The sequence below is a fragment of the Streptomyces sp. NPDC005070 genome (genome assembly GCF_053600395.1).
This window is the reverse complement of sequence record NZ_JBSFZS010000163.1, coordinates 1-13,110: the sequence shown is the minus strand read 5'-3', so window position 1 is coordinate 13,110 and position 13,110 is coordinate 1. Positions and strand designations below refer to the sequence as shown.

Annotated in this window: 13 protein-coding genes; 9 read left to right on the top strand and 4 right to left on the bottom strand. The window is 71.3% G+C overall.

The window, feature by feature from the left end; translation table 11 throughout:
- Nucleotides 1-144 precede the first annotated feature (144 nt).
- On the top strand, nucleotides 145-369 hold the full coding sequence (locus ACWEBX_RS33550; protein ID WP_451888539.1) for a hypothetical protein: 225 nt from the start codon (nucleotides 145-147) through the stop codon (nucleotides 367-369).
- Nucleotides 370-438: 69 nt separating this feature from the next.
- Here ACWEBX_RS33550 and ACWEBX_RS33545 read toward each other — a convergent pair whose 3' ends face one another.
- Complete coding sequence (locus ACWEBX_RS33545) at nucleotides 439-1,812, bottom strand: ABC1 kinase family protein (RefSeq protein ID WP_451888538.1); 1,374 nt, start codon at nucleotides 1,810-1,812, stop codon at nucleotides 439-441.
- Complete coding sequence (locus tag ACWEBX_RS33540) at nucleotides 1,805-2,995, bottom strand: ThiF family adenylyltransferase (protein ID WP_451888537.1); 1,191 nt, start codon at nucleotides 2,993-2,995, stop codon at nucleotides 1,805-1,807. Before ACWEBX_RS33540 ends, ACWEBX_RS33545 begins: the two co-directional genes overlap by 8 nt.
- A gap of 217 nt (nucleotides 2,996-3,212) precedes the next feature.
- Here ACWEBX_RS33540 and ACWEBX_RS33535 point away from each other — a divergent pair, with 217 nt between their 5' ends.
- The 4 genes from ACWEBX_RS33535 (at nucleotide 3,213) to ACWEBX_RS33520 (ending at nucleotide 7,088) form a co-directional block, all read left to right on the top strand.
- Nucleotides 3,213-3,809, top strand: coding sequence for a M48 metallopeptidase family protein (locus tag ACWEBX_RS33535; RefSeq protein WP_355763887.1), 597 nt, complete (start codon nucleotides 3,213-3,215; stop codon nucleotides 3,807-3,809).
- Between the two features lie 126 nt (nucleotides 3,810-3,935).
- A complete protein-coding gene (locus ACWEBX_RS33530) occupies nucleotides 3,936-5,624 on the top strand; it encodes a TerD family protein (protein WP_451888536.1) in 1,689 nt (562 codons plus the stop codon).
- 11 nt (nucleotides 5,625-5,635) lie between these two features.
- Nucleotides 5,636-6,316 (top strand): AIM24 family protein, encoded by a 681-nt coding sequence (locus tag ACWEBX_RS33525; protein WP_355763893.1) that lies wholly within the window; start codon nucleotides 5,636-5,638, stop codon nucleotides 6,314-6,316.
- Nucleotides 6,317-6,332: 16 nt separating this feature from the next.
- Nucleotides 6,333-7,088, top strand: a complete 756-nt coding sequence (locus ACWEBX_RS33520) for an AIM24 family protein (RefSeq protein ID WP_451888535.1) — start codon at nucleotides 6,333-6,335, stop codon at nucleotides 7,086-7,088.
- 146 nt (nucleotides 7,089-7,234) lie between these two features.
- Here the strand turns inward: ACWEBX_RS33520 and ACWEBX_RS33515 are convergent, their stop codons facing one another.
- Both ACWEBX_RS33515 and ACWEBX_RS33510 read right to left on the bottom strand, forming a co-directional pair.
- Nucleotides 7,235-7,756 carry an NUDIX hydrolase gene (locus tag ACWEBX_RS33515; RefSeq protein WP_451888534.1) on the bottom strand — a complete coding sequence of 174 codons (522 nt, stop codon included), beginning with the start codon at nucleotides 7,754-7,756 and terminating at the stop codon, nucleotides 7,235-7,237.
- Nucleotides 7,753-9,201, bottom strand: coding sequence for a zinc-dependent metalloprotease (locus ACWEBX_RS33510; protein ID WP_451888533.1), 1,449 nt, complete (start codon nucleotides 9,199-9,201; stop codon nucleotides 7,753-7,755). Before ACWEBX_RS33510 ends, ACWEBX_RS33515 begins: the two co-directional genes overlap by 4 nt.
- A 190-nt stretch (nucleotides 9,202-9,391) precedes the next feature.
- Between ACWEBX_RS33510 and ACWEBX_RS33505 the strand changes: the two genes are divergently transcribed.
- The 4 genes from ACWEBX_RS33505 to ACWEBX_RS33490 all read left to right on the top strand — a co-directional run bounded on the left by ACWEBX_RS33505 (nucleotide 9,392) and on the right by ACWEBX_RS33490 (nucleotide 13,027).
- On the top strand, nucleotides 9,392-10,507 hold the full coding sequence (locus ACWEBX_RS33505; protein WP_384790353.1) for an SDR family oxidoreductase: 1,116 nt from the start codon (nucleotides 9,392-9,394) through the stop codon (nucleotides 10,505-10,507).
- 372 nt (nucleotides 10,508-10,879) lie between these two features.
- The gene (locus ACWEBX_RS33500; RefSeq protein ID WP_451888532.1) at nucleotides 10,880-11,341 is read left to right on the top strand and encodes a molybdenum cofactor biosynthesis protein MoaE; all 462 of its coding nucleotides are present in this window, start codon (nucleotides 10,880-10,882) and stop codon (nucleotides 11,339-11,341) included.
- 160 nt (nucleotides 11,342-11,501) lie between these two features.
- Nucleotides 11,502-11,687 carry a hypothetical protein gene (locus ACWEBX_RS33495; protein WP_384790359.1) on the top strand — a complete coding sequence of 62 codons (186 nt, stop codon included), beginning with the start codon at nucleotides 11,502-11,504 and terminating at the stop codon, nucleotides 11,685-11,687.
- Between the two features lie 242 nt (nucleotides 11,688-11,929).
- Entirely contained in the window at nucleotides 11,930-13,027 is a 1,098-nt protein-coding gene (locus ACWEBX_RS33490; RefSeq protein ID WP_451888531.1) for a YlbL family protein, read from the top strand.
- Nucleotides 13,028-13,110: the final 83 nt, after the last annotated feature.

The following is a 13,110-nucleotide window of genomic DNA, read 5'->3' as shown; positions in this document are numbered from 1 at the left end:
TCTTCCGCCGGCCCTGTGCGGCGATCCGTTGTTGTGTCCCCCCCCCCCGCTCGTTCGGTGTGGGGGGCCGCCGCCCCCTCCCCGGCGCCCCCCGCGGTGCGTTGCACCGCGCGAACCGTCGGCCACGGCGATATCGTCGCTCGAGTGACGAGTCTTCCCGAAGACAGTGACAGCAGCGGCCCCGCACCGGAGACCGACGCGGACGAAGCCGAGAAGATCGTGTGCGCCCAGTGCGGCACCACGGCCGCGGGCCCCCGGCCGACGTGGACCTGCTCCGTCGAGAACGGCACCCGCCAATACTTCTGCGACACCTGCGCCCGCAGCAACCTCAGAGCGATCGAGGGCCGTCTCGACTCGGCCTGGTGGTAGCCCGCCCGACGAGCGCCCCGCCCCGCCCGACGAGTGCCCCGCCCTGTCGGCCGGGCCCGGGGCGCGGACTCACGCCTCGGCGGCCGTCACCTCTTCGCCCAGCTCCTCCTCCAGCTCCTCCTCGGGCACGAACCCTGGCAGCCACTCCTCCAGTTCGTCGCGCAGCCGGACCGTCGCGCCGAGCTGGCACAGGACACCTATGGTGCTGAGGGTCACCCGGTGTATGAGGAGATAGGCGGGCGGCAGGTTCAACTGCCGGCCCAACTGATGGGCGGGGGAGCGCGGGTCGGCGATACGGGCGGCCTGGTTGCGCATCCAGCCCCGGGTGAAGGTGAACTCGTCCGCCTCGGCCGGTTCGATGATCGGCAGGAGATAGTCCAGGACCGCGTCGGGTTCGAGGTCTATCGACTCCTTGACGAAGCCTTCCTCGCAGAGCAGTTCGTAGACCGACTCGGCGTCGCCGTCCAGGGTCATCCGCAGGGAATCGCCGATCGGCTGGGGCAGACCGCCGGGAAGCCGGTCCACCGTGCCGAAGTCCAGGACACCCAGGCGCCAGCCGCTCTCCCCGTCCGGCAGGAGACGGAAGTTGCCGGGGTGCGGATCGGCGTGCAGCAGACCGGTGCGGGCGGGGCCCGAGAAGAGGAAGCGGGCCAGCAACTGGCCGGCACGGTCCCGCTGCTCCGGCGTGCCGTCGTTGATCACCTCCGACAGCGGCACCCCGTCGATCCATTCCGTCACGAGGACCTGATCGCACTGGTGGACGACCGCCGGCACCAGCACGTCGGGGTCGTCCGCGAACTCCTCGGCGTGCGCCGCCTGGGCCTGCGCCTCCAAGCCGTAGTCGAGCTCCTCGGAGACCCGGTCGCGCAGCTCCGCGATGAGCGGCTTGATGTCCATTCCGGGAATCAGGGGCCCCAGAAGCCGGGCGAAGCGGCCGAGTTGGGTCAGGTCGGACAGCAGGGCCTCGCCTGCCCCCGGATACTGCACCTTGACGGCGACTTCCCGGCCGTCGTGCCACACCGCCCGGTGCACCTGGCCGATCGAGGCCGCCGCCGACGGCTTGTCCTCGAACTCCACGAACAGGTCGGCCCAGTCCGCGCCGAGCCGCTCCTCCAGCACGGAGTGGACCGTGCGCGTCGGCATGGGAGGCGCCGCGTCCTGGAGTTTCGTCAGCGCCGCGCGATAGGGGCCCGCGATCTCCTCCGGCAGTGCCGACTCGAACACGGACAGTGCCTGTCCGAACTTCATCGCACCGCCCTTCAGCTCCCCGAGGACCTTGAAGAGCTGCTCGGCCGTGCGCTGCTGGAGCTCGCGGCCCACGATCTCCGCCGACTTCCCGCCGATCCGCTTCCCGAGCCCCCAGGTCGCCCGCCCGGCGAAACCGATGGGCAGAGCGGCCAGTTTGGCAGTCCGAGTGACTGCCTTCCGGGGAAGATCAGACATGCGCCCTCCAGGTCCCAGCAAGCTGTGCCGCGTTCGGCTGTCGCCCTGCCATTCTCTCGTGTGCTTCGCCGTCCTCGGGGGTTCGCTCTCCATTTGTTTTCCTCGCGGTGCCGCAGGAACAGGCGGCGTGTACCGCGACCGGCGTCGCCCGCCACGCGCAGCCGGGCAGCGACGCCTCCCAGCGGGCCCCCACGCAGCCGGGCGGATCCCCGTCCAGGAAGGCGAGCGCGTGGCTCGCCGCGAGTCCGGCGACCGCGGCGGCCAGGGCGAGATCGCACGCGCCCACCCGCCGCTGCCGCCCGGAGCGCCACTGCGCGACCAGGCGCGGCCAGGTCGGATCCATGTCGGTGCGCCGCCGGTCCAGGCAGCCCGCGCAGCCGGTGTCGCCGGGCAGGACCAGGGGGCCCACGACTCCGGTCGCCTCGACGACCCCCGCGTAGAGATGGGGTGTCCCCGAGGCGATCAGACCCTCGCTCTGCGCGGGGTCCGGCGCGTGGACGGCGAGACCGTCCCGCGGAGCGAGGATCACGAGGGACAGTCCGCGCGTCTCCTCTCCCTTCCCGTCCCTGGCGACGGCGCGGGGCGGTCGGTCCGGGGCGGCCCGGCGCACCGCCCGCCGGGCGGCGTCCTCCCGGCGCTCGCCGACGGACTCGACGGGAAGCCCGCCCGGCGCCAGGTCCCACGGCTCCACGCGGCCGAGGTCACGCACGTCGACCTCGCCCACGCCGGCGCCCGCGAGCAGCGCGGCCAGCACGACTCCCACCCGGCCGGCGCCCAGCACCCGTACGCGCAGCAGGCGGCGGGCGGCCAGACGCTCGACGGCGCCGCCGGGCTCGCGGGCGACGAGGGAGAGGGAGGCGAGGTCCGACCGCAGCCGGTCCATGACCTCCTTCTTCTCACGCAGCGCGCCCGCGGCCGGGCCGCCCGCGGTCGTGTCGTCCAGGAGACCGGACCCGGCCAGCCGGTCCACCACGCCGTCCACATGGCCGTCGGGCAACCCCATCCCACGCCCCTGCTCACGCAACAGCGGCATTCCGCGTGTCCCGTCGAGCAGTTCGAGGAAGCTGCCGGTCGCCGTGTCCATCGGGCCCAGCACCATCGCGTGCGCCGGTGTCATCCCGAACTGCACGGTGTTGAGATCCCGCCAGCCGCGCCGCAGAGCCGGCTTCACGATCGGATGCATGACCTACCCCCGTAGATCCGTAGTACGTCCCCGTATGTCCGCGGTGCACTCCCGCAGCGCGGACCGAGTGCCAGCATGCCCGTGCCCGCCGGATCCCGCCGAAAGTTGTCCACAGATGGCACCGTTCGTCGTACGAATCAATCGGGCAGGGCGCGGATCGGCATCGAACCGTCCCGGGGGCGGGACTTTCGCCATGTGCAGCAGGTAACGTCGGGGCGTGCCCGCCGACCCACCGCACAGCGTCGCGACATCTCAGCGCAGCACGACGAGCCCGCCGCCGAGCGGTTCGGGGGCGAGCGCGATCGAGGTCCGCAGGAGTGCCCGACGGCGCAGAACGGTCTCCGCGTACCGCGAGGGCGACCGCACCGTCGTGCTCATCCCCGCCCGGATGTCCGAGGCGGAGGAGAAGCGCTGGGTCACCGTCATGCTCGACAAACTGGCCGCCCAGGAGAGCAGGCGTGTGCTCGGCGACAGCGAGCTGGCCGAACGCGCCGAGCGGCTGTCGGCCCACTATTTCGACGGTCGCGCGCGGCCGTCGTCGGTGCGCTGGGTCACCAACCAGAACACCCGCTGGGGCTCCTGCACCCCCGCCGAGGGCAGCATCCGTCTGTCGCACCGGTTGCAGGGCATGCCCGAGTACGTCGTCGACTACGTCCTCCTCCACGAGCTCGCCCATCTGCTCGTGCCCGGCCACGGGCCCCGCTTCTGGCGGCTTCTGGAGGCCTATCCGCGTACCGAGCGCGCCCGCGGCTACCTCGAAGGCGTCGTCGCCGCGGACCGGCTGCCCCACCTCCCGGCGGCACGCGACGAGTAGTGGGACGGATCGTCCCGCCCGGAGTGCGATTGTGTACCGGGTCTGCACCGGCTTCGTCCACTTCCGGACTTTGCCGTTAGCCTGACGCGACGCACTCGTATTCGGGATGGGGGACGGTCGTTACGCATGGCCAGGGAATTCCAACGCGGCCACAAGGCCAAGATCAGTGACCTCACCGCGGGCACGGATCTGTACGTAGGCGTACAGATCACCGGCCCCGGACTCACCTTCGACATCAGCTGCTTCGGCCTGGACGCCGACGAGCGGCTGTCGGACGACCGGTACTTCGTCTTCTTCAACCAGCCGAAGTCCCCCGAGGAGTCCATCCAGCTTCTCGGCACGCAGTCGGGCGACACGGAGTCCTTCCGGGTCACCCTCGACCGGATTCCCGCGCAGATCCAGAAGCTGTCGTTCACGGCGACGATCGACGGCGCCGGACAGATGTCGCAGATCGCACCCGGATACCTGCGCATCGTCGCAGGCGGCGAGGAGGTGGCCCGGTACGCGTTCAGCGGTGCCGAGTTCTCCACCGAACGCGCCGTGATGCTGGGCGACTTCTACCTCAAGGACGTCTGGCGCTTCGCCGCGGTGGGACAGGGCTTCGACGGCGGCCTCGACGCGCTGCTGAAGAACTTCGGCGGCGAGGTCGCCGAGGAGGAACCGGCCGCCGCACCGCAGCCGCAGCCCGGCGCGGCTCCGTCCTTCGCCCCGCCCACGTTCGGCGCGCCGCCGGCACCCGCGCCTGCTCCGGCGCCCGCGCAGGGCTTCGCGCCGCCCCCCGGTGGCGCGCCGCACGCTCCCACGCCCGCCCCCGCGCCCTCGATGCACGGCGCGCCGACGATCGTGGCGCCGCTGCACACCCCGCCGGGCGCCAGCGTTCCGCCGCCGGGCCCCGCGCCCTACGGGCAGCCGCCCGGTCCGCCGCCCGGCTACGGCCAGCAGCCGCCCGGCCAGACGGCCCACATGCCGCCCGGCTACAGCCAGCAGGCACCGACCGCTCCTCCCGGATACGGTCAGCAGCCCCCGACGGCGCCCCCCGGCTACGGCCAGCAGCCGCCCTACGGCCAGATCCCGGGGCAGGCACCCGGGCAGTACCCGGGCCAGCCCGGCGCCCCGTCCCCCTACGGCGCACCTCAGGGCGCTCCGCAGGGCGGGGCCGGTGTGACCGCCGCGCTGAGTGCCTTCAAGGAGACGCCCACCGGTCAGCGGTGGACTCCGCAGAACAAGAAGCTCATCCGCGTCGACCTCGGTATCGGCGGTCAGCCCGTACTGGCCCGCCAGGGCAGCATGGTGCTGTACCAGGGCAAGGTCGACTTCAGCTACAAGGGCGCCGGGTTCGCCGGCCGGATCGTGGGCAACGCCACCGGCCAGGAGATGCAGCTCATGCGCTGCACCGGCCAGGGCCAGGTGTTCTTCGCCGAGAACGCCACCCATGTGCACCCCATCGAGCTCCAGGGGGACGCGATCTGCGTCTCCGCGGAGAACGTCCTCGCCTTCGACGAGTCCCTCCAGCACGAGGTCCGTCGCATCGAGGGGCACGGCATCCCCGGGGGCGCGCTGTTCACGATGCAGTTCCAGGGGACGGGCACCATCGTCGTCAAGACGCACGGCGCCCCCGTCGTCCTGCCGGTGACGCCCACGACGTTCGCCGACTGCAACGCCGTCGTCGCCTGGTCCGCCGCCGCGCAGGTGATCGTCTCCAGCCAGGTGAGGATGCGCCGCAACGCCTACGCCGGTGACACGGGCGAGAGCGTGAACCTCCAGTTCCGTGCCGCGCCCGGCAATTTCGTCGTCGTCCAGCCGTACGAGGTCTGAGGGAGCCCGTCATGAACCAGCCACTCGCGGGCTTCGCCCCTGCACCCGTCACCGCGCGCATGGAGAACCACGGCAATCACATGCTGAAGGTCGCCATGCAGACCGGAAACGACCTCCTCGCGCGCGTGGGGTCGATGGTCGCCTACGAAGGGTTCGTCCAGTACGAGCCCAACCCGCCCGCCGTGCGCCAGATCGCCCGTGACTGGATGACCGGCGAGGGCGCGCCCCTCATGAAGTGCGCCGGCGACGGACTGCTCTACCTCGCCGACTACGGGGCGAACGTCGTCGTCATCAACCTCAACGGTGACGCGATCTCCGTCAACGCCACCAATCTGCTCGCCTTCGACGCCCACCTCACCTGGGGGGTCGAGCGGGTCAAGGGGCTCGCCAAGTTCGCCGGACAGGGTCTGTGGAACACCAAGATCTCCGGCCAGGGCTGGGTGGCGCTGACCTCCCGGGGCAAGCCGATCGTCGTCGACTGCGGCGGCGGTGAGGACGAGACGTACGTCGACCCGGACGCGCTCGTCGCCTGGTCCCCGAACCTCAAGGTGAAGGGCAAGCGCAGCTTCAAGGCGCAGTCGCTCATCGGACGCGGCAGCGGCGAGGCGTTCCAGATGGCGTTCTCCGGGCAGGGCATCGTCGTCGTCCAGCCCAGCGAGGACAGCACCGACCGCCTCCGAGTCCGGGGCTGAGGGGGAGCAGGACATCATGCAGAGCCCGCTTTTCGGCTACAACGAGCAGCAGACCCAGGACCGCTACAGCCTGCAGAACTCGCAGATGCTGCGCATCGTCCTGGAGGGTCATGACGACATCCTCGCCCGCAAGGGCACGATGGTCGCGTACCAGGGCCTCGTCGAGTTCGACGCCGAGTACCAGAACAACAGCCAGCACCGCGCGCGTGCGTACACCGGTGAGGGCCTCGACCTGATGCGCTGCCATGGGCAGGGCACGGTCTACCTCGCCAACCTCGGCCAGCACGTGCACATCCTCGACGTCGACCAGGACGGCCTGACCGTCGACAGCAGCTATGTGCTGGCGATGGACTCCGGGCTGCACCATGAGGTCATCGCCGTGGACAGCCAGTACGGCATCTCCGGCTCCGGCAAGTACCAGCTCAACATCACCGGCCGGGGCAAGGTCGCGCTGGTGACCTCCGGGGTGCCGCTGATGATGCAGGTCACCCCGGACAAGTACGTCAACTGCGACGCCGACGCGATCGTCGCGTGGTCCACCGGCCTGCGGGTGCAGATGCAGGCCCAGACGCACTCCTCGGGTGTGTGGCGGCGCCGAGGCAACACCGGTGAGGGCTGGGAGCTCAGCTTCATGGGCAGCGGTTACGCGCTCGTGCAGCCCAGCGAACTGCTGCCGCCGCAGAACGCGGTGATCGGCCAGGGGCTGCGTGCCCAGTACGGCATGGGGCAGCAGGGCGTCCACGCGCAGAACCAGGGCAACGTCTGGAGCTGACCGTTCCGCCCTTCGGGCTACGACGGTTCGGTGAGCAGAGGTAGTGAGCAGAGGTAAGGGGCGATCGCCATTGGCGGTCGCCCCTTACACGTCGGCCGCCCCCTACCCGTGATGGCCCTCGTGCACGCCGGTGGTTCTCGCGCCGGTCACAGCCGGGCGCGGGTCGCCTCCAGGAGTCGTACGACCGAATCGTCGGCCGCCTCGGCGACCTCGTCGTACGCGAACCACCGCAGGTCGATGGACTCGTCGCTGATCGCCTCGACGGCGTCGGCCGGGGCGAGGGCCGCGTACTGGACGTCCAGGTGCCAGTGGCACGGCGCCGGGATGGCGTGCCGGTCCAGCATCACAGGGCCGCCCGGCAGCAGGGTCAGGCCCGAGACGCCCGACTCCTCGGCCGCCTCGCGCAGGGCGGCCTCGGCCAGGGTCGCGTCGCCCGGCTCGCAGTGACCGCCCATCTGCAGCCACATCCGGAGCTTGCGGTGCAGCGTCAGCAGGACGCGGCCGCGCGACGGATCGATCACCAGGGCGCTCGCCGTGACGTGTCCGGCGTCGCACGCCTTCCACATCCCGTCCGCATGCTCGGACAGGTGGTCCAGATAGACCTGGCGCAGCTCGTCCTGGCCCTCGTGGCTCTTCAGCACGAGGACCGCGTCGTCGTGCAGGCTCACTCGGCGCCGTCACCCTTGCCGGAGTCCTTGGGGCCGTCGGAGCCGTCGGAGGCGTCGTGCTTCTTCAGGTCCGGCTTCTCCGCGGTGCCGCTCGCGGCCTCGCCGAGCATCTTGTCGAGCTCCGAGAAGTCCATGTGCTCGCGGTGCACGAAGCCGTCCGGGTCGTCCAGGTCGGACGCCGTCGGCAACATGTCCGGGTGGGCCCACAGGCCGTCCCGGCCGTCCACACCGCGCGCGTCGGTGAGCGAGGCCCACAGGCGCGAGGCGTCGCGCAGCCGGCGCGGGCGCAGCTCCAGACCGATCAGCGTGGCGAACGTCTGCTCGGCGGGGCCGCCCGTGGCACGGCGACGGCGCAGCGTCTCGCGCAGCGCGTCGGCCGACGAGAGCCGCGGCTTGGCCGCCGAGTGGACGACCGCGTCCACCCATCCCTCGACCAGCGCGAGGGCCGTCTCCAGGCGGGCCAGCGCCGCCTTCTGCTCCGGCGTGTCCTCCGGCTGGAACATGCCCTGCTGGAGCGCCTGCTGCAGTTCCTCGGGGTTCTGCGGGTCGAACTGGCCGACCACGTCCTCCAGCTTCGCGGTGTCGACCTTGATCCCGCGCGCGTATCCCTCGACAGCGCCGAACAGGTGTGAGCGCAGCCACGGCACGTGCGCGAAAAGGCGCTGGTGGGCGGCCTCGCGCAGCGCGAGGTAGAGCCGCACCTCCTCCTGGGGGACGCTCAGGTCCTTGCCGAACGACTCGATGTTCAGCGGCAGCAGCGCGGCCTTGCCGACCGGGCCGAGCGGCAGACCGATGTCGGTCGAGCCGACGACCTCGCCCGCGAGCACGCCGACGGCCTGGCCGATCTGCGTACCGAACATGGCGCCGCCCATGGAGCGCATCATGCCGATCAGCGGGCCCGCCATGGCCTGCATCTCCTCGGGCAGCACATCGCCCATGGCCGCGCCGACCCGCTCGGCGACCGGGTCGACGAGTTCCTTCCACACCGGCAGGGTCGCCTCGACCCACTCCGCCCGGCTCCAGGCCAGCGCGGAGGCGGCACCGGACGGCAGGGACGTCGCGTCGTCCAGCCACAGATCGGCCAGACGGACGGCCTCCTCGACCGCGAGCCGCTCGGACTGTCCGACGCTCGCGTCCTTGGTGCCGTCAGAGGTGCCCTGGGCGACCGTCTGCCGGGCGATCTGCTTGGCCATGTCCCAGTTCACCGGGCCGCCCTCGTACGAGAGCATCTGGCCCAGTTGCTGGAACGCGGCGCCCAGGTCGTTGGGGTTCATCGAACCGAACATCGCTGCGAGCGGATTGTCGGCTCCGGGGCCGCCGGCTCCGGGCGGCCCGAAACCGAACGGTCCCTGACCACCGCCGCTCTGCTGGTCCTTCTTCTTGCCCTCGTCGCCGTTGTCCGGCTCCTCCGGCGGAAGGCCGAATCCGAATGGGGTGTCACTCACGGGATTCCTCGGCTGGTAAGGCCGCCGGTTCGTGCCGACGGCGGCTGCCCACAACACCACCCAGCGTAGACACCTGAACCCGATCGGGCCTCGGTGCTTCGCCGACTCGTCGCCTGCGGCAGGATGGATGCCACCTGGTAGGGACGCGTCACACGCGTCCATTACTGAAGACAACCGCTGGAGACGCCCGGTGAGTTCCCCAGATCCGCAGGTTCGCGCAGCGCGAAACCACTCAACCAGCCCAGCCTCGCGCGGCCCCGTCGTCGCGGTCACCGGCGCGGCGGCCGGTGTGGGCGCGCTGCTCACCGAGCGGCTGGCCGCCAGCGAGGAGATCCGGCAGGTCGTCGCCATCGACGAGCGGCGCGGCGACTGCGCCGACGCCCAGTGGCACATCCTGGACGTCCGGGACCCGGCGATCGCCGAGAAACTGCGCGGAGCGGACGTCGTGGTCCATCTGGCGCTCGACCTCGATCTGGAGACGGACGCGGCGGCCCGGACGGCGTACAACGTCCGCGGGACGCAGACCGTGCTCACCGCCGCCGCGGCGGCGGGGGTCCACCGGGTCGTGCTGTGCACGTCCGCGATGGTCTACGGGGCGCTGCCCGACAACGAGCTGCCCCTGTCCGAGGACGCCGAGCTGCGGGCGACGGCCGAGGCGACGGGCGTCGGTGACCTGCTGGAGATCGAGCGGCTCGCGCGCCGCGCGCCGCGGGCGCACCCCGGGCTGAACGTGACCGTCGTGCGGCCCGCGGTACTTGTCGGCGGCGGCACGGACACCGCCCTGACCAGGTATTTCGAGTCTCCCCGGCTGCTCGTGGTGGCGGGGTCGAGGCCCGCCTGGCAGTTCTGTCACGTCGAGGACCTGTGCGCCGCGCTGGAGTACGCCGTCGTCGAGAAGGTCGAGGGCGAGCTGGCCGTCGGGTGCGACGGGTGGCTGGAGCAGGAGGAGGTGGAGGAGCTGAGCGGGATCCGGCGGATGGAGCTGCCGTCCGCGGTCGCGCTGGGCGCCGCCGCGCGGCTCCACCGGATCGGCCTCACCCCCTCGCCCGCCGGGGACCTCGCCTACACGATGTACCCCTGGGTGGTGAGCGGGAGCCGCTTGCACGATGCGGGATGGCGGCCGCGCTGGACCAACGAGGAGGTCCTGGCGGAGCTGCTGGAGGAGGTCGCGGGGCGGCACACGGTGGCCGGCCGGCGGCTGGGCCGCAAGGACGCGACCGCGGCGGGCGCGGCGGGCGCGACGGTGGCCCTGCTGGGCGCGGCCGCGGTGGTCCGCCGGGCCCGGAAGGCCCGGCGGAGGTTCTGACACCGGCGCCGCACCACTGCGCCGACGGAGTGAACGGCGCCGGGGCGCCGATCCCGGCACGGGTATACCGGGCTGGCCGGCGCCGAGCCGAACCAATCCGTGCCGTGCCGTGCCCGAACCGAACCGAACCGAACCGATCCGTGCCGCGCCGTGCCGTGCCGCGCCGAACCGCGTCCAACCGTGCCGAGCCGAGCCTCACCAAGCCCTGGTGTGACCCGGGGTCGGAGTGCAGGCCCCGCCCGTCCCGTACAGCGGTTCCCTGGACCGCCCGGATGGCCGAAGGCGTACTGGAGGAGGCTCCAAGTGGGGCGCGTGCGTGCCGGGGGAAAGGCGTATTCCTCGGGGTCGGCGCGGTGCGGCACGATGGGGGGCATGGCACCTACCTATGACCACCCCGGTGAGCGGGCCGCGCAGGACCCGATCAGGCTGCTCGCGATCCGCGACGAACCGCTCTCCCTGGACGAGGTCTTCAAGGCGGTCGGGGACGACGCCGCAGGGGGGACCGCGTTGTTCGTGGGGACCGTGCGGAATCACGACGGGGGCGCCGACGTCGACGAGCTCGGGTACTCGTCCCACCCCACCGCCGAGGCGGAGATGCGCCGCGTCGCGGAGAAGGTGGCCGCCGCCTATCCGGTGCGGGCGATGGCCGCCGTTCACCGGGTGGGCGACCTGCGTGTCGGGGATCTGGCCGTGATCGTCGCCGTGTCGTGCCCGCACCGGAGCGAGGCCTTCGAGGCCTGCCGCATGCTCATCGACGACCTCAAGCACGAGGTGCCGATCTGGAAGCACCAGAGGTTCTCGGACGGCACCCAGGAGTGGGTCGGCGCCTGCTGAGACCGGCCGGATTCTCCGCGCACCCGGCACTCAGGGGGTGCGGCCGACCCGATACCGCCGTCCGGTTGCGTAACCGGGGCCCTGCCGTGAGCGTTGACACTGCGGATGGTTAATCTGCTGATCAGTCAGTTGCGGTCGCTCATGGGGTTGGGAGGTCGACATGGCGGCGCTTGCCTGGTTGCTGATTCCGCTGATGGCCGCGATCGGTGCCGGTCTGTGGGGCAGTTGGGCCGGCCGGAATCGCAAAGCCGCGGGAGACGGTGTCGAGCTCGCCGGATACACGCGCTTCCGTGAGGCCATGGAGCGGACCGGCGTCCGGGAGAAGTCCCACTCCGACGCGGTCTGAGAGGTCCACGGTCCGTCCCTCGCGCGCGGAGGCGACGCCTCCAGGCGTTCGAGGGACCCGTTCGAGGGACCGTGCCGTGGGCCCGGTCCGCCGGGAGCCTGCCCGGGCGGTCCCGAACCGTGCGGAACGCGGCGCGGCAACGCCCGGAACACGGCATTCGTGCCGTTCGGGCGTGTTCCGGAGTCACCACGTACGGACGGCCCCGACGGTGCGCCTACACCACCGTCCCGTACTGTCGTTCCATGCCACGCCGCACCGCGACGATGCTCGCCTCCACTCTGATCCTGATCGCGCTCCTGTGCGCGGGAGTGTTCATCAAAGTGCCGTACTCGGAGATGTCCCCGGGGCCCACGGTGAACACACTGGGTGACCACGACGGCGAGCCGGTGCTGCAGATCTCCGGCCGTAAGACGTACCCGACGACCGGGCACCTGAACATGACCACGGTCCGGGTCACGAGCGCCGACTACAACATGAACCTCGTCGAGGCCGTGTACGGATGGCTGGCGCACGACAGCAAGATCGTGCCGCACGACACGCTCTACCCGGACGGCAAGACCGAGCAGCAGTCGACGCAGGAGAACGCCGAGGAGTTCAGCCAGTCCCAGGAGAGCGCCAAGGTGTCCGCCCTGAAGGAGCTGGCCATCCCCGTGAAGTCCTGGGTGATCGTCTCCACCGTCGTCAAGGACTCCCCGGCCGAGGGACGGCTGCACGCGGGTGACGTCATCAAGGCCGTCGACGGTACGACCGTGAAGGCGCCCGACGACGTCGCGAAGCTCGTCACCAAGCACAAGCCGGGCGAGAAGGCCGTGTTCACGATCGTGCCCGCCAAGGAGCAGGCCGCCGCCACGAAGGAGCACACGACGGCGACCGCGACCAAGGATGTGACGATCACCACGGTCAAGTCCGACGACGACGGCACCGACCGTGCCATCGTCGGGATCTCGGCCGGGACCGACCACACGTTCCCGTTCACGATCGACATCAAGCTCGCCGACGTCGGCGGTCCGAGCGCGGGTCTGATGTTCTCGCTCGGCATCGTGGACAAGCTCACCCCGGGGAACCTCACCGGAGGCAAGTTCGTGGCCGGCACGGGCACCATCGACGACAACGGCAAGGTCGGCCCGATCGGCGGCATCGACATGAAGACGGTCGGCGCGCGCAACAAGGGTGCCCAGTACTTCCTGACGCCCAAGGACAACTGCGCCGAGGCCGCCAAGGACACCCCCGACGGGCTCAGGCTCGTCAAGGTCGACACCCTCGACGACGCGATGAAGGCCCTCAAGGACATCGGCGCGGGCCGGACCTCCGACCTGCCCAAGTGCTCCACCAAGGGCTGAGGGACACCGCTCCTCCGTGGCCGGGGGCCGAGACCTCGCCCAGACCGACGATCGCGCCGAACAGGCCGAAGACCTTGCCGCGC